General features: G+C 59.3%; 15 protein-coding genes and 1 tRNA gene. 1 reads left to right on the forward strand and 15 read right to left on the reverse strand.

From position 1 onward, the window contains the following. Positions 1 to 20 precede the first annotated feature (20 nt). The 3 genes from AC1RL4_RS02335 to AC1RL4_RS02345 form a co-directional block, all read right to left on the reverse strand. Complete coding sequence (locus tag AC1RL4_RS02335) at positions 21 to 1,997, reverse strand: metallophosphoesterase (RefSeq protein ID WP_230172236.1); 1,977 nt, start codon at positions 1,995 to 1,997, stop codon at positions 21 to 23. A gap of 156 nt (positions 1,998 to 2,153) precedes the next feature. Further along, positions 2,154 to 3,893 carry a dipeptidase gene (locus AC1RL4_RS02340; RefSeq protein ID WP_230172237.1) on the reverse strand — a complete coding sequence of 580 codons (1,740 nt, stop codon included), beginning with the start codon at positions 3,891 to 3,893 and terminating at the stop codon, positions 2,154 to 2,156. A 154-nt stretch (positions 3,894 to 4,047) separates the two neighbouring features. Further along, the gene (locus AC1RL4_RS02345; protein WP_230172238.1) at positions 4,048 to 5,160 is read right to left on the reverse strand and encodes a CapA family protein; all 1,113 of its coding nucleotides are present in this window, start codon (positions 5,158 to 5,160) and stop codon (positions 4,048 to 4,050) included. A 224-nt stretch (positions 5,161 to 5,384) separates the two neighbouring features. On the opposite strand from AC1RL4_RS02345, the gene AC1RL4_RS02350 reads away from it, so the two are divergent. Next, a tRNA-Gln gene (locus AC1RL4_RS02350) sits at positions 5,385 to 5,459 on the forward strand. Between the two features lie 171 nt (positions 5,460 to 5,630). Here AC1RL4_RS02350 and AC1RL4_RS02355 read toward each other — a convergent pair. The 12 genes from AC1RL4_RS02355 to AC1RL4_RS02410 all read right to left on the reverse strand — a co-directional run bounded on the left by AC1RL4_RS02355 (position 5,631) and on the right by AC1RL4_RS02410 (position 21,135). Further along, positions 5,631 to 7,628, reverse strand: a complete 1,998-nt coding sequence (locus AC1RL4_RS02355; RefSeq protein WP_018928889.1) for a peptidase U32 family protein — start codon at positions 7,626 to 7,628, stop codon at positions 5,631 to 5,633. A 119-nt stretch (positions 7,629 to 7,747) separates the two neighbouring features. Continuing rightward, positions 7,748 to 8,041, reverse strand: a complete 294-nt coding sequence (locus AC1RL4_RS02360; protein WP_028940779.1) for a hypothetical protein — start codon at positions 8,039 to 8,041, stop codon at positions 7,748 to 7,750. Positions 8,042 to 8,109: 68 nt separating this feature from the next. Further along, positions 8,110 to 9,579, reverse strand: a complete 1,470-nt coding sequence (locus AC1RL4_RS02365) for a family 16 glycosylhydrolase (RefSeq protein ID WP_493119020.1) — start codon at positions 9,577 to 9,579, stop codon at positions 8,110 to 8,112. After that, positions 9,576 to 10,640 (reverse strand): UDP-glucose 4-epimerase GalE, encoded by a 1,065-nt coding sequence (gene galE, locus AC1RL4_RS02370; RefSeq protein ID WP_096480326.1) that lies wholly within the window; start codon positions 10,638 to 10,640, stop codon positions 9,576 to 9,578. Before galE ends, AC1RL4_RS02365 begins: the two co-directional genes overlap by 4 nt. 83 nt (positions 10,641 to 10,723) lie before the next feature. Beyond that, positions 10,724 to 12,142, reverse strand: a complete 1,419-nt coding sequence (locus tag AC1RL4_RS02375) for an oligosaccharide flippase family protein (protein ID WP_096480325.1) — start codon at positions 12,140 to 12,142, stop codon at positions 10,724 to 10,726. A gap of 13 nt (positions 12,143 to 12,155) precedes the next feature. Beyond that, a complete protein-coding gene (locus AC1RL4_RS02380) occupies positions 12,156 to 13,109 on the reverse strand; it encodes a glycosyltransferase family 2 protein (protein ID WP_230172245.1) in 954 nt (317 codons plus the stop codon). Between the two features lie 17 nt (positions 13,110 to 13,126). Next, the gene (locus AC1RL4_RS02385) at positions 13,127 to 14,440 is read right to left on the reverse strand and encodes an O-antigen ligase family protein (protein WP_230172250.1); all 1,314 of its coding nucleotides are present in this window, start codon (positions 14,438 to 14,440) and stop codon (positions 13,127 to 13,129) included. Next, a complete protein-coding gene (locus AC1RL4_RS02390) occupies positions 14,437 to 15,549 on the reverse strand; it encodes a glycosyltransferase (RefSeq protein ID WP_230172251.1) in 1,113 nt (370 codons plus the stop codon). Before AC1RL4_RS02390 ends, AC1RL4_RS02385 begins: the two co-directional genes overlap by 4 nt. Then, positions 15,546 to 16,625: a glycosyltransferase gene (locus AC1RL4_RS02395; RefSeq protein ID WP_028940772.1), complete on the reverse strand. Its 1,080-nt coding sequence runs from the start codon at positions 16,623 to 16,625 to the stop codon at positions 15,546 to 15,548. The genes AC1RL4_RS02390 and AC1RL4_RS02395 overlap by 4 nt, the downstream gene beginning before the upstream one ends. A gap of 9 nt (positions 16,626 to 16,634) precedes the next feature. Next, a complete protein-coding gene (locus AC1RL4_RS02400; protein ID WP_028940771.1) occupies positions 16,635 to 17,342 on the reverse strand; it encodes a WecB/TagA/CpsF family glycosyltransferase in 708 nt (235 codons plus the stop codon). A 10-nt stretch (positions 17,343 to 17,352) separates the two neighbouring features. Next, a complete protein-coding gene (locus AC1RL4_RS02405) occupies positions 17,353 to 18,744 on the reverse strand; it encodes an undecaprenyl-phosphate glucose phosphotransferase (protein ID WP_230172256.1) in 1,392 nt (463 codons plus the stop codon). Positions 18,745 to 18,888: 144 nt separating this feature from the next. Then, on the reverse strand, positions 18,889 to 21,135 hold the full coding sequence (locus tag AC1RL4_RS02410; RefSeq protein WP_230172258.1) for a GumC family protein: 2,247 nt from the start codon (positions 21,133 to 21,135) through the stop codon (positions 18,889 to 18,891).

A 21,135-nucleotide genomic window follows, 5' to 3' on the forward strand; every position in this document is an offset into this window, starting at 1 on the left:
TGATTACTGGCAGGCGGAGTTCATGCGCTGCTTCCTCGACGCCGAATCACGATAGGCTGCTCGATCAGCCGCAGTTCGAGCTCGCCCGAGGCCGGCACGAAGCGCGGGCCAGTGCTTTCAGGCGTTGCCCGCAACCTCCAGGTGCGCTGCACCTTTGCCAGTTTGGCGACTCCCGACGCCACGGACCAGCGCCGGCAGACCTTCTCCAGCTTGAGCGGGTAAATGGTGAGTTGGTCGCCGTTGAAGTGCATGCGCAGGAAGCATTTATGGTCGGCGATGCGTTGCGAGGAAAAAACCACCTCGCTATGCAGCCCCCATAAAGTGTTGGCCATCACCATCCAGGCACCGAATAGCAGGCCTCCCAAACTACCACCGAGCACCAGTGTCCCCACCAGGAACAACAAGACCTGGAGCAGGTTTTCTACCTCGAACTGCAAGTAGTGGATGTTGATACGGCCCATGAGCCACAGCAGCCCGATCGCCAGTCCCAGATGAAGCAACCCGTGAACGGCCCCGACGCCATAGGCAAGCTTTCGGGTGCGCTTGACCCCGGCGGCTGAGAGCACTGCGCAGCCCAACACAATGATCACGGCGAGCATCACCGACGAAGGACTGTGTGCCAGGACCAGGACCAGTTGTCGCCATACCTCGCGCAGGTTGGGAATAGATACTTCGAGGCCAGACAATACCTCGACGAGGCTGCGATTATCGCGCGCCGGATGGGGCACCTTGCTGGCGCTTTCTACCATCCAGTCGAACAGCAAGTACATGATGGCCAGCATGCCGCAGAACGAGAGGTTGTGGGTGGGTAGCCGCCATGCCCGATTACGCAGCTGTTCGGAGGTCTTTTTGTCCGGGTAGGTTGCCGCCAGCTCGTAGTGCTGTGGCGTTCCGCCGACGCTGATCGGCTCGGGCGGATCGGGAAGTTGATGAGTGCCATGCAGGAAGGCGCCACCGCCTCCACAGGTGATGCGTTGCGGTGCTTGGCTGCCGGCTTTTGGCTGGTAGCGCGCGTAGTGGTGCGAGTCTCCGGCCAGGACCACCGCCAAGTGGTCACCCAAGAGCTGTTCGATCTCGCGCAGACTGCTGAAGCGCAGGGTCTGGGTCTCGATCGAGGGCAGGGTCTTGCGCCCCACGCGTGCGAGTCGTTCGGCCTCATCCACCCAGCTCGGCTCGGGTGTACAGAGGATCACGCGGTCGCCTGGCTGCAGTTTGGCGCGCATCTCTTCGAAGTACTGCTTCTGCTGTCGATCGATCATCGACTCCAATTGCAGGTCCAGGCCCCAGATCCACCAGCCATTGGGCAGCTGCAGTACGTAATAACTGGCGCGCTGACGGGTTTCCCAGCCGCCGATGGGCTTCTGCTCGCAAAACAGTTGAGAGAAACCGCGCAGGCCGTCATACCAATCGTGGTTGCCGGGCGTCGCCACCATCCACGGTGCACCCGGCTGCGGCACGGGCTGGTCCTGCTCATTCGGGCGAACCTTGGGGACCGGCCCGGGGAAGGCGGCGCGGAAGGGATCAAGGAAGCGGGTGCGATAGCCGGATTGGGCCGGTGTGGGGTAGACCTGATCGCCGCCGAGCAGCAGCACGTCGCCGCGCGGCAGCGTGAGCTCCGGCAACTTGACATCCTGGCTGACGCACAGCGCCATGGAATAGGTGGAGTCCCAGCCATCGCCGGTATCCGCCAGGTAGTCGATCCACACATCACCCTCGGCAGCCACCTGGATGGGCGGGTTGGAGTCCCGGGGGTTGAGCATGGCCAACACATCGCGTGGGTCTGCGAAGGCACCCATGGTGGTGGCGGCGGCCGATTGCATGCCCGTGCGCATGAGCTGAAACGGGCCTAACCAGTTGACCATCGACTCCTGGGTGTAAAGCTCGATGCGGCTATTGGTCGTGGAAGATTGGGTGGCGTGGGTCATGGCGAGGAGCGCAGAGTGCCCCTCTCCAAAGTCGCCATCTCCAGCGCGGAACTCAATCGATTGCTCCTTCATCGCCTAGCCTCCATTGCTGTAAGAGTCCGGGTACATCAGGTGGGGTTTGACTTCTTGTCGGTTGATTCAGAATAGGTCAGTTATGCGATAGCCGCCGGTTCATGGCAAGACGATCAAAACGATGGACCCGCCGCAATGGCGGGTCCGGAAGGGGGATCAGAGTGTCGGCAACTGCCCGATGCGACCCATCATCTCGGTCACGATCTGCAGGTCCAGCAGGAACTGGTCGACGGTCTTGAACTCGTTGTCGTTGTGGCCGGTGTACTTGAGCTCGGGCCTGGCCAAACCGAACTGCACGCCGTTGGGCAGCTCATGGACCGAAGTGGCGCCGGCTGAGGTACCGAACTTGTGTTCCATGCCAAGGTTTTCGCTGGCCACGGCCAACAGCGCCTTGACCCATTCACCTTCGGGGTTGCGGTACATCGGCTCGGCGATCTTGTAGTCGAAGGCCACTGCAATGTGAGTCTTCTTGCTCCAGGCACCCAGCTTTTCGGCGATTTCAGCCTTGAGCGCTTCCGGGGACTTGCCCTTCGGCACGCGCAGGTTGACCGCAAGCTTGAAGGCTTTTTCATCCATCCCGACATAGGTCAGGGAGGTGGTCAGCGGCCCCATGAAGGCATCGGAAAAACCGACCCCCAATTTGCCGCCCAGGTAGTCCAGCCCCCAGTTGTCGACGGCGTAGCGGGCGGCGTCGGTAATGTGGTTGTGCTTGAGCGCGACCTTGCCATCGAGGCTGTTGATGAAGCCCAGCATCCGTGCCACCGGGTTGATGCCTGACTCGGGTTCGGAGGAGTGGGCAGAAACGCCGGTGACCGTGAGCTTGACGTCCTTGCCGACGACCTTGGCGGTCACCTCGAAGTTGCCGCCATTGCGCTTGGCATAATCGCTACCTGCCTTCTGCAGGCTGGCGGCCAGTTCGGCGGGCTTGTCAGTCACAAGGGTAGCGACCGACGTTGACGGAATCTGGTTGGTTGCCAGGCCGCCGGTCATTGAGGTGATTTCGGCGCCCTTGCCCTGAGCGCTCCGCAGGGCAAAGTTCGCCATGACGGTGCCGTAGCCTTTCTCGGCAATCACCACCGGGTAGCCGCCATCCAGCGCCAGGTTGTAGTTGGGTGTCGGGTTGTGTTCGAAGTAATAGGGGATGGCGTCGCCGGTGGTTTCCTCGGTGGTGTCTACCAGCAGCTTGAAATGGCGAGCCAGCGGCAGCTTCTCTTCCTTGATGATCTTCATGGCGTAGAGCGCAACCACGATGCCGTTCTTGTCATCTTCGGTGCCTCGGCCATACATACGGTCGCCGACCAGGGTGACCTTGAACGGATCGAGGCGGGTGCCGTCTTTCAGAACCCAGTTCTCCGGCGTCACGGGCACCACATCGGCGTGCGCGTGAATGCCCACGATTTCGTCGCCAGCCCCTTCGAGGGAGATTTCATAGACGCGGTTGTCGATATTGCGAAAGTTCAGGTCGAAGGCCTGGGCAAGGCCCTTGAGCTTGTCGGCGATCTTGATGAATTCAGGGTTCTCGTGCTGGGCCACACCGTCCACGCGGAAGGTCGGGATGGCCACCAGTTCGCGCAAGGTCTCGGTGGCAGCGTTGCCGTACTTCACCCGCGCATAGAGGCCAAGCAGGCGATGAATCTCGTTCTGCTGTTCAGCGGAAAGGGGCTTGTTGCCCTGGAAAGCACTGATTGTCGGGCCAAGATTGCCGGTTTTGGCAAGCTCGCTCTTGGCCAGGCGTTCCAGGAACTGCCTGAAATCCGTTACTGATGCATCGCTGAAGGTCTTGAGGATGGTCGCGCTCTGTTGCGGGGTAATGTTGGCGTGCGCTGAGGTGGTGAACGACGAAAGGCTGGCCAGCATCAGGGTTGTCGCGGCCAGGTGCTTGAGTGAGAAATCCATTGCTGGGGGCATTCCTTTGCAGGTGGTTGGTAGGAAATATCTGATTGATTAGTCAGAAACTTTTCCAAATTAACACCAATAGGGAGTAGTACGGGAGTACCTGAAGTGCGATCTGTCGCACAGAAATGCAAAAGCGACGCAGAAATGAAAAAGCCTACCAATGCAACTCGAAGGCATTTTGCGCGCCCGTCTGGAGGCTGCTGCCCAAGCGTTTGCACTCGCGAGAAAGGGTGTCTTGCAGCCATTGACGGTCATCCCCTTCGGCGCGACAGAGGCGAAAGCGCTGCAGGCGAGTGGGTATCAGCTCCAGCGTCTGCAGGTGCCCGTCCGGGGCCAGCGAGGCAAAGTACAAAAGCCCCAGGTCGCCGCGATAATCTGCGTGGCCCTCGATGCCTTCGTAATCGTTTAGCAGATCCCCGCAGCCATAGAGAATCAGGCGTTCGCGGTACACCTCGATGCCCTTGATGTGGTGCGAGGAGTGGCCGTGCACCACATCAACTCCGGCCTCGTCGATCAAGGCATGGGCGAACCGGACCTGTTCACGAGGGATCTCAAACCCCCAGTTGCCGCCCCAGTGAATGGAGGCCACCACCCGATCCCCCGGATTTTTGTACTTGAGAATTCGTTCGGCCACAGGGCGCAGGCTTTGCATCGACAGATCTTCCAGTCGCGCGACGCCCGCGCGGCTATCCGTGGCGGCCCACTGCGGTGGAATGCCGCTGTCGGGAGCGCCGAGGCCAAACACCAGCAAGCGCCGCCCGTCAGGCTGCGCCAGCACGGCGGGCGCTTCGGCGGATTGCCGGTTGTGTCCGGCGCCGGCACTGCATATGCCGTTGTTCGCCAGGGTGGCCAACGTATCGGCCAGGCCAGGCGCGCCCCAGTCCAGCACATGGTTGTTGGACAGCACGCAGCAGTCGATGCCGGCGGCACTGATGGCCGGGAAGTTCTCCGGGCTCATGCGGTAATTGATGCCCTTTGGCTCCGGTCGTCCGCGTCGGGACACCGCTGTTTCCAGGTTGATGATGCGTGCGTGTGGCTGGCGACGTTCGAACTCATCCAGCGCAACGCCCCAGATATAGTTGAAATCGACCGGGCGGGGAATCGGGCCATTGCGTCGTTCTGCCAACCGGACGTAATCGCCGGCTTTCTTGACGTAGTCTTCGTAAAGCCGTGGATCGCCAGGATGCGGCAGCACTGCGTCGATGCCTCGGGCGGTCATGACATCGCCGGTGAGAAACAGCTTCAGCGTATCGGTAACGGCTGCCATGGCACCCTCCGGATATCCCGAATAGCCTGATTCAATAGTAAATGTCTGTTTTAAAACAAATTAGCTTGTTTTTGGGCTTCCCAGATGCCGCGAAAGTTGATAAATTTCCGCGCGTTCTTGCAGAGGCCCTTACGGGGCTTGCAGCGTAGGGACGCAGCAGCTCGATATTGCTCGCAAGCTGCGAAATCAGAAAGAGAGTGCCAGGCACTCATCGCAACAGCTACAGGGGCGTCGCCAAGCGGTAAGGCAGCAGGTTTTGATCCTGCCATGCGTTGGTTCGAATCCAGCCGCCCCTGCCATTTTCCTTACACTTATTCAGTTATGACTCTGTCGGCGGTATTGCGCGAGTCCTGGATGGTCGTGTTTACGAGAAACGCCAGTGCCGATTCGGCCTGGCGTTTTTTTGTGTCGGTTAAATATCCCTCCGAACGCAGCGAGCGCGACGCCGTAGCGGCGCGCTCGTCCGTCACTCAGTGGGGCGCGCGAGGGATGGTCTTGAGCAGGTCTTCAGGGCTGATGTGCCCGACAACCTGCTGCACGCTGCCCGGTTGCGGCAGACCAAGGATGTGCCCCTTCATCTTGCCGATCACGTGCATCTCGCAAGGCTTGCAGTCGAACTTCAGTGTCAGCACTTCGTCACCGTGCACCAGCTGCATCGGCGCGACCTTGGTGCGCACGCCGGTGACGCCTTTGGCCTGCTTGGGGCAGAGGTTGAAGGAGAAACGCAGGCAGTGCTTGGTGATCATCACCGGCACCTCGCCGGTCTCCTCGTGAGCCTCATAGGCCGCGTCGATCAGCTTGACGCCGTGACGGTGATAGAAGTCGCGGGCTTTCTGGTTGTAGACGTTGGCCAGGAACGACAGGTGGGACTCCGGGTACACCGGTGGCGGATTGGTCTCGGCCTTGCGACCACCCCGTGGGTGGGCTTCGATGCGGGCCGCGGTCAACGCTTCGATGACTTCGCGGCGCAAGGCCTTGAGCTGCGAGTTCGGGATGAAATACGCCTGCGGTGCATCCAGCTTGATATCCGTGGCGTGGTACTGCGTGGTGCCCAATTGGCCGAGCAAGTCGTGCAGTTGCTCCAGGGCTTGTTCCGGCTTGTTGGCCAGGCCGAATGGACCGTCCAGGGCGACATTGGCGCTGACACCTTCCTCGCTGGTGGCGGTCAGTTCCAGGCGATCCTCGCGCAGGCGAGCGACCCAGGCCAGGCCCACCCGGCGCTCGGCGGAGGTCTTGAGCAGGGCTTGCTGCCAGTTGTGGTCGAGGTTGCGGCTCAGCGGGTGATTCGGCCGCAACTGGTGCAGCCCCTTCGGCATTTCGTTGGGCTCGACACGGTAGCGGTAGCGCTTTTCACCGTCTTCTTCGAACTCGCCTTTCGGTTCGGCGATGTTGGTACGCCAGCCCACCACCTCGCGCTTGACCAGCACATTGAGGCCGTCGCCGTTGGACAGCGGTTCGTGGGTGACCACCAGCAGGTCGCGCTTGCCGACTTTCTCCACCACGCCCACCGGCAGGCCGGTGAAGGTCGGCGAGTCGAAGGCGCCGATGTCGATCTTGCGCTCGCTGACGAAGTAGTCGGTGCTGCCACGATGGAAAGTCTTGTCCGGATCGGGCAGGAAGAAGTGCGCGGTGCGGCCGCTGGAAGCGCGAGCCAGGTCCGGACGGTCTTCGAGGACGTCGTCCAGGCGCTGGCGATAGTAGGCGGTGATGTTCTTCACATAGCCCATGTCCTTGTAGCGTCCCTCGATCTTGAACGAGCGTACACCGGCTTCCACCAGCGCGCGGATGTTGGCGCTCTGGTTATTGTCCTTCATCGACAGCAGGTGTTTTTCGTAGGCGATCACACCGCCTTTTTCATCCTTGAGGGTGTAGGGCAGGCGGCATGCCTGGGAGCAGTCGCCACGGTTGGCACTGCGACCGGTCTGCGCATGGGAGATGTTGCACTGGCCGGAGAACGCCACGCACAGCGCGCCATGGATGAAAAATTCGATGGCCGCGTCGGTCTCGTCGGCAATCGCGCGGATCTCCTGGAGGTTCAGCTCGCGGGCCAGTACCAGCTGCGAGAAACCGGCCTGATCGAGGAACTTCGCCCGCGCCAGGGTGCGGATGTCGGTCTGGGTGCTGGCGTGCAGCTCGATCGGCGGGATGTCCAGTTCCATCACGCCCAGATCCTGGACGATCAGCGCATCGACACCGGCGTCATACAACTGGTGGATCAGCTTGCGCGCCGGCTCCAGCTCGTTGTCATGCAGGATTGTGTTGATGGTGGTGAACACCCGCGCGTGATAGCGACGGGCGAATTCCACCAATTGGGCGATATCGCTCACCTCGTTACAGGCGTTGTGGCGGGCGCCGAAGCTCGGGCCGCCAATGTACACCGCGTCGGCGCCATGCAGGATGGCCTCGCGGGCGATGGCCACGTCGCGGGCGGGGCTGAGCAATTCCAGGTGATGCTTGGGTAGGGACATGTTTTTTTAGTCTGGCTTGTCACGGTCAAGGTGCGCATTGTAGCGGCGAAACGCCTGACCGGCACCCATGTGCTGCCCGATGGCGTTTGTCCGCTGAGCAACACGAATAACCATCGGCTTCATCCCTTGGCCGAATCCGATGGCTGATGTGATGAATCTGCCGCTGAGCAAGGATGGACAGGATATTCAGCCATGATTAATCGCAAGTGTTCGATGGCTTCCTGGTATTTACGATCGGCGTTGCGTCTTTTCTCCTGGTACTGCGTGAATTTTTCCGCGTCCATGTGGGGCTGATCGAGAAGATCAAGGGCGGCGCGGCTCAGGTCATAGGCTTCATTGAACAGTTGTCTGTTTCGTTCAAGCGCCAGATTCAGACAGGCTGTCGCTTGCTCGGAAGTCATCGTACCGTTCATTTGCCGCACCCTCTCGATTGGCGTGAAGGGGGAAGGATCAAATTCAAAGACGCTGGATCAAGACCCGGCTATCGACCGCGCCGCCACACCTTGAGGTAGTCCACGCTGAAAGTGGAGGGCAGATCGGCGTCGTCGACAACGCCGAACCAATTCCACATGGCCTCGCTGTCAAAGTTGATTTGCATCGGGAAGAACCAGTGGGTGTTCTTGGCCTCTCGCACCAGGACGCCGTCTACGTACCAGCGCAAGGTGTCGGGTTGCCAGTCAAAACCGTAGACATGAAAGTCGCGGGCCAGGCGCCACGGGGCGATCCAGCTGCTGCCGTCGCTGAGGTGGGCGGTGCTCTGTGGCGTGGCCCAGACATGGGCGTTCATGTTGTATAGACGGTCGAAGGCAGCGCCCTTGGTCTTGCCGCCGATCTCGAATATGTCGATCTCCGTGGCATTGTCGGCAAGCCCCGTCCACGCTAGCCAGAAGGCGCTGGAACCCGCCGATTCCATGGGTTTGGCGCGGGCTTCGTAGTAGCCGTAAAAACTGCGCTCGATCGTGCGGACCATCGCCGAGCTATAGCCTTGGTAACCCAGCCGAACGTACTTTTGCGGCACGTTTTCCTTGCGGAAAACGATGTTCAGATGGCCATCACTCAGGTAGGCATTGTTCGGCGTGAACAGCGCTGGTTTACGCCCGAGCGATTCGGTGCCCGTGGCATTGTTGACGTGCCAGCGACTGGTGTTAAGGGTCGCACCGTTGAAGTCGTCGGAAAATTGGCTGTCCACCCTCCATTGGCCGACATTGGCCTGATCGGACAGCGGCAGTTCGGCATTGATCCGCTGCGGTAGAGCATCCAGGGGGCCAATACGGGTCCAGGAATTGGCCGCCTTGGGGATAGCGACGGACCATTTTTGCGCCAGATACTGAAACACGCGCTGCCGTTCCTCCAGAGAGGCCAGGTGACGGTCGTACATCAACACTTCCGCGATGTCGCCACGCAAGTCTTCGGTGCTACCGACCACATTGCGCCCCACCGCAAACGGGCCTATGGGCACGTCGTTGAGTTCCAGAACGAAGAGGGCCGGGGCGTAGGCGGAGGGCTGTTGCACGCTGATCGCGAAATTCGGTGCCACGTTGTCGTTTTCAGCGATCCACGGGCGCGAGCTGAACAGCCGCTGCCAGGTCTCGCCGCCGCTTTGCCCGTTCAGTCTGCGTGACACGATCAATAAGGTCATGGGGCCTTTTGCGGCACGAATTGTCTTGCCAAGGAACGCCGACGAGCCACTCAAACGCACCACCGAATGGCCATTCATGGCGTCCTCCACACGCTGAGGGAGGGCGCCTGCGGCATCGTCTACGGTAACGTCATTGGATTTGCCGGACTTGTCGTGCCACCGCAGGAGGTGGTTCTGGGCATCGAAGGTCATTTTTGAAGCATCGGCAGCGTCAAGCCACAGCACCAGGCCGTTGGCCAGCGGCGGGGGAGTACCCCCCGACGCGTAGCACACCACCGATACCAGGGCTGCCAAAAGAATGTACCTGCTCATACCCATTGCTTTAACACAATCGATGCGGCCAATCCGGGTTGGGAGCGGTATCCGTGCGGATTACACATTTGCCATCGCCAGGTGTCGATGATCATCTGCATCAGGTCGCGCTGTGCGTACCAGCCCAGATCACGCCCCGCCTTGGTGGGGTCGGCCCAGCATTCGGCGATATCGCCGACACGGCGTGGCGCGAACCGGAACGGGATGGTAATACCGGTAATGTCCTCGAAGCTGCGGATGATTTGCAGCACGCTGTGGCCAATGCCTGTTCCCAGGTTCCAGACGTGGATACCGTTTCTGTTCTGCAACGCCCGCAACGCTTTGAGATGGCCTTCGGCAAGGTCGACCACATGGACGTAATCGCGCACGCACGTTCCGTCGACAGTGGGATAGTCGCTGCCGTATACGGTGAGTTCGGGCATTTGCCTCATCGCGACTCGTGTCAGGCAAGGCAGCAGATTGTTGGGCTTGCCATTGGGGTTCTCCCCGATCAGCCCGCTATCGTGAGCACCAATCGGGTTGAAGTAGCGCAGCACCGCAATGCTCCACTGCGGATCGGACAGGCACAAGTCGGTGAGCAACTCTTCGATCAGCAGCTTGGTACGACCATAGGGATTGATCGGTTTGCCTGTGCCCAGATCTTCAATGAGCGGTATCTGTCGGGGAATGCCATACACCGTGGCCGATGAGCTGAACACCAGTTTGAAGACCTCGAATCGGGCCATCGCATGGCAAAGATTGAGCGTGCCAATGACATTGTTGGCGTAATAGTCCAGCGGCTTTCGAATGCTTTCCTCCACGGATTTGAGACCGGCAAAGTGCACCACGGCATCGATGTCGTAGCGGCTGAAGATATCATCGAGCAGGTGGTTATCGCGGATATCACCTTCAATGAAGTCGACTCGCTTGCGAGTCAGATACTCCAGGCGCGCGAGCGATTCGCGGCAGCTGTTACACAAGTTATCGAGGACCAGCACCTGTTGACCGGCGTCAATCAGGGTCAGGGTGGTATGCGAGCCGATGTATCCGGCCCCGCCGGTAATCAACGTGGTTTTGTGCATGATGAGGCGTTCCTGTCACAAGGAAATTGCGCGAGTCAGGAGAATGTGGTCCGGGTAGGAGAAAGGTTGTCGGGTGCGTCCTCTCAGCGGGTGGTGAAAACCGATTTGAATTCTTGCAGCCAGCGCGGATGCATCACGCTGTACGCCACGGCATAGCTCAGCGCGCCAACCACGATGCTGCAGAACAGGTGCAGGTAGCCTTGAACACTCAATCGGAAAGAAACCATCAGGACGATCGCAGCCATGACCAACGAGGCAACCACGCTGCGATAGTTGGTTTCGAAAAACAGCCGCCAGTCATAGCCGATTGCGCGGTTCAACCCACGGATTTGCAGTGGCGTGATGATCGCCATCCGGGCTAGCAGGGCGAGGGCGGCGGCCATGCCGCCATAAAGGCTGCCGAAGCTATAGACCAGCGCCAGTGCCAGTACGGTGGTTGCCACTTCGGCCTTGATGGTCAGGTGGCTGCAATTGACCGCGACCAGTGCGGTTGTGGCGTACATGGCGGTATTGCCGATGGCTGCCGTGCACGCAAGCACTTGCAGCAGGGGAATGGCCTCGGTCCATTTGGCGCCGAAGATCAACAGGATCAGGTCATGCGCCGTGAGTGCGATGCCGATGAACAGGGGCGTCAGCAGGAAGCCGCTGACGGCGGTCGAATCGCTGATGATCGCGCGCAACCGCGAGGGATCGGCGCTGCGCCGGGCAAACACCGGCAGCGCATAGCTGATCAGGCCGTGATAGATCGCCGTGCGCGGCAGATCGATGATGCGCATCGCCATGTTGAACATGCCCACCGCGTTGCTACCGGCCGTCATGCCCAGGATGACGGTGACCCCGCGCTGTAGCGTTTGCGAACTCAGCGCGTTGATGGCAACCGGTGCGCCGGCCTTCAACAGTTCGCGCAGGAGCGGGCCGTCAATGCTAAAGGCAATGCGGCGCGGGTCTGCACGCATTAATACGACAATGGACACGAACTCCATGATCAGTACCTGGGCAATGACCGCCCAGGCCCCCAACCCCCAAAGCGCGACAGCGATGCCACCCACGCCACCACACACTTTGCCCAGTAACGTGCGCGACGCCAACATCCTGAAGTTGCCGCTACGGCGCATTTGCGCCACATAGACCCGCGCCATCATGGTGAACAGGATTTTCACCGAGGCCACCGCCGTCATCCATCGCTGCACCGGGTCGGGTGTGTACAGCGTTACCGCGCCCGAGATGACGACGATGGACAGCAGGCTGACGAGTACCGACGCCCAGAAGGCTGTGGCGATGTGTTTGTCTTCCAGTCGTTCGAGTCGTACCAGCGGGTCTTCCAGAACCGAGGAATAAATCATCCCGATCAACTCGACGACGGCAATGATGACCGTGCCCACCCCCAACTCTGTGGGCGACAGCAGCCTGGCATACGCGACAAAGGTAATCATCGACAGGAAAATCAGGCCGAATTTCTCGGTGAAAATCCAGATCAATTTAACCAGACGATGATTGGCCATGGCGGATACCGGCTCAATGAGCGGTGGTGGACGCAGGTGCCTTGCGCAATGATTGGACGCATGCATAGAGGAAGCGCAATGTCGGTTTGCCGTTCCTGAAGATCAGCGTTTGCCAGGAATACTCCAGCATTCGCCGGTACACACCGATCACTTGGGTGTGCTCGCCTCTGCGGGAAAACAGTTCGAGAAAGTCGGAGAGGCTGCCCAGCGCGAAATCGATCCGTTGCTGCTTGCTGAGCTGCGCGCCAAATTGGGCGAGGAACGCTTCGATGAACTTGATCTTGTACGGGTAGTACCTTGTCGGTTGCGCGGTCATGTTGGCGCTGTTGACCATGCGCTGCAGCAGCACCTCTGGCACCGTATGGACCTCCCAGTGTTCGGCGATCCGGGTCCACATGAAGCGGTCTTCGGAGTAACGCAGGCTGGCATTGAAGCCGCCGAGTTGCATGATCACGTCGCGTTTGACCATCGCGGAGGACACGCCATTGAGGACGTTGGCGCGGATGAAATCGTCGAAATGCCTACCGTTTTTTTGCCGGTCTTCCAGTATTCGCCTGCCGTCGCTGTAGTCGTTATGCACGTAGCAATCTATCAGCCCCACCGGCCGTCCCTGACGATCCAGTTCTTCAAACAGTGCCACTTGTTGCTCCAGCTTTCGCGGATACCATCTGTCATCGGCATCGAGAAACGCCACAAGAGTCTCTTCAGTGTGCTGCAGGCCGTGGTTGCGGGCGCTGGCCTGGCCTTCGTTGGCTTGATGCAACAGCGTCAGGCGAAACGGCGCCTTGAAGTCCCTGACCCGTTGGGGTCCATCATCGGTGGAACCATCGTCGATGACGATGACGTGATCGGGCAGTCGCGTTTGCCCGGCCACGGACGCCAGTGTTTGCTCAATGCTGTCGGCGCCGTTGTACATCGCGATTATGACGCACACGGTATTGGGTGAAGGGTGGGCTTGGTCTGGCATGGTTATTTCTCCTTTCGTTACGCCTTGGCTGAATCGCGCGGTAATGCCTCGCCGGACGGACGCTGACGCAGGGTTGCTGCTGACAACACGGGGTATTTCGCGTGGTGATGCCGAAAGGACAGGGCCAGGACGCAGAACACCAGAAACTCCGCCGAGCGGTAGTTGGGCACGACATACGCTACATAGTTGGTGAGCATGAATGATCCGACGATGACCATCGCGCTGACATGAAACCGTGCCGATTGGTCCGCCATCACGGCCCGATAGTGTTTTAGCAGTGCCTCGATCAGCATGAGGAGCAGCGCTATCAACTGAACGATACCGCCGTTCAGCAAGGTTTCGATGTAGCCGTTGTGGGCATTACCGATGTAACCCCAGCGGCTGATAAAGACCTCGGCGCCGGGGCTGGACCAGAAGGCGCCGAAGCCGTAACCCTTGAGGAATTCGGCGTCGATAAGCGGTGTGAGCAGGCCCCAGATCAACGTGCGGTCGGTGAGTGATGGATCGCGACCGGTCAGCTCCAGCAGCAGCGTGTAGTTGCCGTAGAGAAAGAGACAGATCAGCAAATAGACGATCGTCGTGCCGAGGAATGCGGGCCATGAACGGTTGATGTGCAAACGGATCAGCGTGAGGAAGTACCAGTAACTCACGGTGCCGGCAATAATCAGTGCTGTGGCGGTGGCGGATTGGGCCAGTGCAATCGCGATCAGTGAGAACAACGAGCAGATGATGGCCCAGGGATTGCCCTGACGGATCATCGGCAGCAGTAGCAAAATGGCGATCGCGTTGATCCGGGCGCCGGCATTTTTATCCGGGAAAATCCCTTTGAATGCACCCTCGCGAACACCGCCGTAAATGAAGGCGACATCGGGCCTGACAAGCGCCAGTATCAAGCCGAACAACGCAGCGGCGCCGATGAGACAGCCGAGCATGAAGGCGATTTTCTCGAGGCTGTAGTTGTAGGCGAGGAAACCCGCAAAGAAGACCACGCTGATCAGCGCCACAAAACGTTTGAAACTTAACATCGGGTCGTGGGACCAACTGATCGATACCGCCAGGCAGAGCATGAACACCAGCAGGAAGACGTTGTTCCTGTAAAAGCTTTTGCTGAGGAAGACCTTGTTGCGGATGAAGAAGAACAGCGGTACCAGCAGGGTGATCAGACCGCAAATCTGATTGACCGCGTTGCCTTCGAGGTCTTTTTCGGCTGCGTCCAGATTCGACGTATCCGCCAGCCCGGAAAAAAATCCGATCACCTGGATGTAGAACAGCACACCGAACAGCGTGAAGGCGTTGCGCAGCGTGCTGTACCTGACTTCCAACGTGTTCATGACGACTGGTTCCCGAGTAGTGCATCGAGATAAGTTTTCGCCGCGCAAGCGCTCACGAAACGGGCGGCGGCATCGATGCGGACCTGGCGATTTACATCACGCGGCAATGTCAGCTGCATCGTGATGGCCTGCGCCAGTGCGTCAGGGTCGTCGACGGCCACCAGCGGAGCGATCGCGCCATTATCGAGAATCTCTTGCGGCCCATAGGGGCAGTGAGTCGATACCACCGGAGTGCCAGTGGCCATGGCCTCGACCAGTGCGTTGGGGCTGCCCTCGAAACGCGACGACAGGACAAAGCAATCGGCCGCCGCCACTTCTGCCATCGGATCACTGGTATAGCCTGGTAAATCGAACCGGTCGGCCACGCCCACGGCAACCGCTTGTTCGAGCAATTGGGCCCTGAGCGCGCCTTCGCCGAAAATGATCAATCGGGCACGAGGATCGGGCAGTCGGGCGAAGGCATCGATCAATACGTCAAAGCCTTTTTGCCGCGCCAGGCGGCCCACGGCGACAATCACCGGGGTGGACTTTTCCTGCAGCCAGGGGTGGTTTGGACGCTCCGGTGCCTTGTCGCGAAAATCGTTGTCGAGCACCGGATTGTCGGCGATGGTGACATCCTGGGGGCGGGTGATGGTGGAGTCGACGAGATCCTGAGCGACGCCGCGCGAGACGCAGATCACCGGATTGGGGATCAGTCGATACAGCAATGGTGCCAACAGATACGCTGTGCGCACCGTCAGCGTGGGGTTGACATATTTGTCATGGGAAAACGCGTTGCGCTCGCTGACATGCAGGCGCGCCAGCGTACCTGACAGCGCGGCGGCAGCGATGGCCACGACGTTGACGTGGGTGAGGGCGGCCAGTAGCGCGTCGAAGCGATTGTGGCGAAGAAAGCGTGCCAGCGCCGGCACGGCCCTGGAGCTGCGCGCGCTGTGCAACTCGACCTGTTTTACCCGTGGGTCGAGGTGCGCCGAGTTCACGCCGGCGCCAGTGAGCATCAGTAAAGTCACGTCATTGCCAGCGTCAGTCAGTGCTCCAGCGAGGCGCGCCATCATTTTTTCGGCACCACCCCCGCCCAAGTCCTGCAGGATAATCAGCAATTTCTTCATTGATTCCATACCTGGTAATACGCCTGCGCGGCGTATTGACTGGTGTACTGGCGGACTGCATCAGCGGCTACTTGTGCGTTTGGCGCAGCCTGGTCTTGCGAGGCCAGGCTGCGTAGCATCCCTTCGGCCAGTGCCGGTACATCATTGACCTTGACCAGTTGGCCGAGTCGGCCGTTATCAAGCAGCTCCCTGGGCCCGGTCTCGCAGTCGCAGGCCAGCACGGGCGTACCCAGCGCCAGGGCCTCGATCAGGACGGTCGGCAAGCCTTCATGAAAGGAACTCAGGATCAGCAGTCGTGCATGCCTGATCAATGGGTAGGGATTGCTCAGGAAACCAGTGAAATGCACACGGTCCTCGATGCCCAGGTGGTTTGCCTGCAATGTCAGCGCGGCGAGTTGCGGACCATCGCCAATGATCACCAGATCCGGCAGCGCGGCGCTGCTCAAGGCCATGGCATAGGCATCGAGCAGCAAATGGAAGCCCTTCGGTTCCACCAGCCGGCCCACTGCCAACCAGAACTCGGTCGGCAACCCTCTGAGCAGGGGCGTCTGCGCGGCGCTGAGCAGTTGTTCAGTGACCACCGCATTGGGGCAATAACGGATACGCTGGCGCCCCCAGGGCACCAGATCGGCGAGGGCCTGATGCAGGCCTTTGGATACCGCCACGACTTGATCGTTGCCACAGAGGTACAACCCATAGAGCAGGCGCAGGGTAGTGAGGCCTATTTTCTGCTCGCCGCAATCCAGTGCCGCGTGACGGGCGTAGATGACCTTGCATGAGCGACCCAGGGTGGCAAACCAGGTGCAGAGGTTGGCCTGTTCCTTGGCGGCGATAAGGTGGGTTACACGCTCACGACGGATAAGGCGACGCAGCACTCCGATCGACTTGAGCAGACCGAAGAATCCATTGCCGCCACCATTGAAGGTGGCCGCTTCTTCGTCGTCCGCGGTATCGCCGTTCATGACGAAGTAACTGACCCGCTGGCCATCCTTGAGAAACTGCCGGGCCAGGCGCAGCTGGACACGCTCCAGGCCGCCATCGGGCTTGAAGTCCTTGAGGATGAACAGGATATGCATGGTTGGCGCTCAGGGATAAGTGATATGGATCGTCACTTGGCGCCGGACGATCATCGCCAGCAGATGAACAAAATTGGTCGGGTAATCGACCAGGTAGCGCTTGATGGTGTGGGGTTCGCGGTACATTCGATAGAACGCGCGCAGATGCAGGCGGTCGATCAGCTCAGGGTAGTAATGGTGTGTGGCCGTCGCCTCTTGGCGTATGAAACCGCCACAGGTGAATGCCACACCGTTGAAACCGGCACGCAGGGCATCCTGTTCGAACTGCTCTTGAAGCCCGGCGCCCAGACCGACGATCAGGATGTTGGCTTCACTGCGGCAGATGTCCGCTTGAATGCACACGGCCTGCGGTGCATCGAAATAGCCGTTGTGATGACCGGCGATAAGCAACGCCGGGTAGCGCCCCTTGATCTTGTTGATGAACAGGTCCAGTTCGGTTTGCCTGGCACCGACAAAATAGATGCGCTTGCCTTGTCTCTCGGCGCAACTGAAGACAGCGTCGGCGATGGACGTGAAGTCAAAGCTGACCCGGCCGATCGTCCGGCCGGTGAAGCGCGACATGAAGGTAGACATCAACATTCCATCGCAAAAATAGGCGATGGACGTCGGATTCCGGTCGAACAGACTGCCGATGGACGCAAAGTTAATGAAGGAAAATGCTTTGTTGGCGTCCAGCAGGTTCGGTGCGAAATGCCCGATCAGTTCCAGATCTATCATGGCTGACTCCTTAATAAATGTCCTTTGAGAACAACGTGAAAGGGGTCTTGACGAGAATCTTGATGTCCAGCCACAGCGACCATTGGTTGATGTAGTTGAGGTCCTGGGCGACGCGCTGCTGCATTTTTTCCAGCGTCTGGGTTTCACCGCGATGCCCGGTGATCTGGGCCAGCCCGGTGATGCCTGGCTTGAGGCGATGACGGGCCATGTAGGCGCGTACTTTGCCGGTGTAGTAAATATTGTGAGTGACCGCGTGCGGTCGCGGGCCGACAAGGGCCATTTCACCGAACAGCACGTTGAACAGCTGCGGCAGTTCATCGATCGAACTACGGCGCAAAAAGCGCCCGAGCGGGGTGATGCGTTCATCTTCGCGAGAGGCTTGGCGCACTTCGCTGTCGTCATGCACATGCATCGAGCGGAACTTCCAGACCTTGATCACCTCGGCGTTACAGCCGTAACGATCTTGTTTGAACAACACCGGGCCGGGCGAAGAGAGCTTGACCGCTGCCGCCACGATCAGCAGCAAGGGGCTGAGCACAATAATGGCCACGGCGGCCAGGCTACGTTCGAACAGCTCTTTGCAGAGCAGGCTGCCGGGGTGCGAACTGATGAGGCTTTCATTGAGGTAGATGGCCGGCATTCGCTCTATTTCCGAGATCGATTGATTGAGCAACACCATGCTGCCGAAATCAGGAATCCAGACCACGTCGACATTCATGTCCAGAAGGTCGATGTACAGGGCTTCAATGATGGCTGCCTGCGCCAATGGCAGGACGATGTAGACCCGGCGTACGTGCAGGTGGGTGATGATTTCGCGAATTTCGTCGATGCGGCCCAGCAGCGGCAAAATGCTCGGTGCCGGGCCGGTATGTTCGGCGGTCGCGATAAACCCCAGTACGGGTACGCGGTTCGGTCTGGACAGTTTCCTTGCAAGCCGGCATGCGGTCGGGCAAGTACCGATGATTACCGCGCGGCGTTCGTTACAGAGCTTGCGCGAGTGCAATCGAGCCAGGTAATGCAAGGGCAGGAAGCTTGCAGCCTGGATCAGGTAACCCAACACGGTCCAGACGATGATTACTTGACGCGAAAAAATCGCGCTGGTCTGGGTGACAAAGGCGATGCTGATCAGAACGGCCAGTAGAATCAGCCAGGCCGCCAGCAAACGACCGAGCCCCGACAACCACTCATGACGCTTGTGGTAAACCTGCATGACGCTGTAGATCGGAATCGAGCCGAGCACATTGAGAACCATCAGGATGCGGTATTCACTGGTCAGGCTGCCGACCCTCCAATGCACCAGCAATATCAATAGCAGGTTGACCAGGCTGAGCGCACACACCCATTGGCCCCAGAAAGTCAGACCTCGCCGGTGCATCATTTGAGCGGTATATAGCGACGTCATCGGCTCAACCTCCAGGCATGGGTTGGACATCGGCGTCGAAAATTCTGCACGCCCTCGTTCCCGCACGCTGGTATCGATCGACTGGGATGAAGCAGTTTTTGGTGGTTGTTGGAAAGAAGCTACTCAAGAGACAGGCGCAAGGTTTTACCGGGTCAGATAGTCGTAGTTCTGGAACGTATCGCTATGGCTGTAGCCCTGCTTGCGCGCCTTGCGCAGGTCAACCTGGTTGAGCACTACTCCGAACACCGGCGCGTGGCTCTGTTGCAGAATGGCGAGGCATTTCTGCACCTGGCTGACCGGTGTGCTTTCGGCTTTGATCACGTAAATCACCGCGTCCGAATGCTTGGCCAGCAATAGCGCGTCGCTGACCATTTGCGCCGGCGGGGAGTCGATGATGATGCGCTGGTAACGCGACTTCAGCGCTTCGAGCAGGGGCGCCAGGCACGGCGAGCTAAGTAGATCAAGCGGCGGGGGCGCAAGCTTGCCGGCCGGCAACATGTCTAGATTGCCGACAGTCCGGATACAATCTTCGAGTCGGGCCGTACCCGCCAGGACATTGGCCAGCCCCGGGCTGTCTGCCGGAAAATCGAAATTGAGCGAAAGGCTGGATCGGCGCATGTCGGCATCGATCAACAGGACCCGCTCCAGCAATGCAAGCGAGTAAGCCAGGTTGTTGGCAATGGTGCTTTTACCTTCATCGGCCATGGTCGAGGCAACGAGCACTACCTGCGACGGCTTTTCTCCACTGTGCAACATCAGCCAGGTGCGCAAGTTGCGAATGGTCTCGCAAAAACGCGGATGCTCGTTGTCGTCGAACAATCGCGCCAGTTGCCGGCGGCTTCTCTTCGTGACCAGCGGCACCACACTGAGCAGGGGGATATTAAGCATGCTTTCGACCGCTTCGTCGGTCTTGAAGGTTTTGTTCCGGGCTTCGGATATTAATGCCAGCGCCATGCCGATCAGCGCGGCCGCGATGGCGACAATCACCATGATCAGTGTTTTACGGGGTTTGCTCGGTTCCAAAGGCACAATCGCTGGGTCGACGATACGCGCTTTGGTGGAATCCATGTCTGAGGTGGCCGCAGTTTCCTTCAAGCGAGTGATGAAGGTCTCATACAACGCGCGACTGCTGTCGACTTCTCGCTGTAACTCACGCAGCTGGAACTCCTTGCGCGAGATATCCTGTATCTGCGTCTTGTTGCTGTTGAATGATTTATGCAGTGAGCTTTCACTGGCCTTGGCTAGCTGGTAATCCTGTTCGATGCTGGCAACCACCTGTCGAACCTGTAGACGCAAACTGTCGGTGGCCGTACGCAACTCGGCGAGGGCGGCGATCAGGGTCGGATGTTTTGGACCGTAACGCCCGGACAATTCTTCGACCTTGGCTTGAGCCTTGGCCTGTTGTGCCTGGAATTTCTGCACCAAAGCGTTGCTCAAGACGGCGGGCACACTGGAGAGTCTGCTCAGATCGCCATTGCTCAGGGCCTGGACCTGACGGTACCGGCTCTCGGCTTCCGCCAGGTTACGGCGGGCATCGATCATGCGGTTGCCGGTCATTTCCAGTTCGTTGGCGCTGATGGTGGCAACACCGCCGACATCGACCAGGCCTTGTTCTTCCCGATAAGCCTGAAGCTTGTCTTCGGCAATGCGCAGGTTATTGCGCAATTCGACCAGGCGTGAATTCATCCAACTGGCGTTGGTCTGCGAGGACTTCAGGCTATTGTCGAACTGGCTATCAATGAAGCCTTGGGCAATCGCATTGGCGGTTGCGGCCGCCAGGTCAGGGTCGGGCAGCAACACCTCTATGTTGAGCAGTTGGCTCTTGCCGACGAATTTGACGTCGGTGCGCTTCATGAGGTTCTGCGTGACCTCATTGAAAATGTCGGTTTCAGTGGGCGTTACCTGTTGGGGTATCAAAAAGCCCAGTGCCGGCCACCACTGGCCAAGATCAAGGTTTGCCAACCATTCGCGTGGCGTAAACCATGACTGCGGTTGCTGGCGGGGATCGGTCACCGGGTTAGTGGTGAGGTTGAGCTTTTTGACGGCGCGTTCGGCCAAGTCCCGCGATTGCAGAAGCGCCAATTGCGTCTGCAAGTAATCGACAGTACCGGAGCTTGAGTCCGTGACTTGCTGGAAGGTCAGCAGTGGTGGCGTTTTTTCTTTGATCAGCAGGGTGGCGCTGCCGATGTACTGCGCGGGAATGAATGACAGAATGGCCATCGCAAGCGCACAGGCAAGCAGCACCAACCAAGCGATTTTCCAATGAGCACGCCAGATCACCCTCCAGAATTTGAGCAGGTCAATGGTGTCCTTCTCCTCGCCATGCTGCTGGTGCTGAGGCAGATGCGCCTGGAGCGGACGTTCAACGTAGATGCTTGGGCTGTTATCCAT

Source organism: Pseudomonas sp. GW822-FHT07A10 (assembly GCF_058798795.1).

Excerpts from the sequence above, each read along its gene's own strand:
- AC1RL4_RS02395 (WP_028940772.1), bottom strand. The coding sequence starts at position 16,625 with ATGCATATCCTGTTCATCCTCAAGGACTTCAAGCCCGATGGCGGCCTG.
- AC1RL4_RS02340 (WP_230172237.1), bottom strand. The coding sequence starts at position 3,893 with ATGGATTTCTCACTCAAGCACCTGGCCGCGACAACCCTGATGCTGGCC.
- AC1RL4_RS02410 (WP_230172258.1), bottom strand. The coding sequence starts at position 21,135 with ATGGATAACAGCCCAAGCATCTACGTTGAACGTCCGCTCCAGGCGCAT.
- galE (WP_096480326.1), bottom strand. The coding sequence starts at position 10,640 with ATGCACAAAACCACGTTGATTACCGGCGGGGCCGGATACATCGGCTCG.
- AC1RL4_RS02355 (WP_018928889.1), bottom strand. The coding sequence starts at position 7,628 with ATGTCCCTACCCAAGCATCACCTGGAATTGCTCAGCCCCGCCCGCGAC.
- AC1RL4_RS02390 (WP_230172251.1), bottom strand. The coding sequence starts at position 15,549 with ATGAAGAAATTGCTGATTATCCTGCAGGACTTGGGCGGGGGTGGTGCC.
- AC1RL4_RS02380 (WP_230172245.1), bottom strand. The coding sequence starts at position 13,109 with ATGCCAGACCAAGCCCACCCTTCACCCAATACCGTGTGCGTCATAATC.
- AC1RL4_RS02385 (WP_230172250.1), bottom strand. The coding sequence starts at position 14,440 with ATGAACACGTTGGAAGTCAGGTACAGCACGCTGCGCAACGCCTTCACG.
- AC1RL4_RS02360 (WP_028940779.1), bottom strand. The coding sequence starts at position 8,041 with ATGAACGGTACGATGACTTCCGAGCAAGCGACAGCCTGTCTGAATCTG.
- AC1RL4_RS02405 (WP_230172256.1), bottom strand. The coding sequence starts at position 18,744 with ATGACGTCGCTATATACCGCTCAAATGATGCACCGGCGAGGTCTGACT.
- AC1RL4_RS02375 (WP_096480325.1), bottom strand. The coding sequence starts at position 12,142 with ATGGCCAATCATCGTCTGGTTAAATTGATCTGGATTTTCACCGAGAAA.
- AC1RL4_RS02365 (WP_493119020.1), bottom strand. The coding sequence starts at position 9,579 with ATGAGCAGGTACATTCTTTTGGCAGCCCTGGTATCGGTGGTGTGCTAC.
- AC1RL4_RS02335 (WP_230172236.1), bottom strand. The coding sequence starts at position 1,997 with ATGAAGGAGCAATCGATTGAGTTCCGCGCTGGAGATGGCGACTTTGGA.
- AC1RL4_RS02345 (WP_230172238.1), bottom strand. The coding sequence starts at position 5,160 with ATGGCAGCCGTTACCGATACGCTGAAGCTGTTTCTCACCGGCGATGTC.
- AC1RL4_RS02400 (WP_028940771.1), bottom strand. The coding sequence starts at position 17,342 with ATGATAGATCTGGAACTGATCGGGCATTTCGCACCGAACCTGCTGGAC.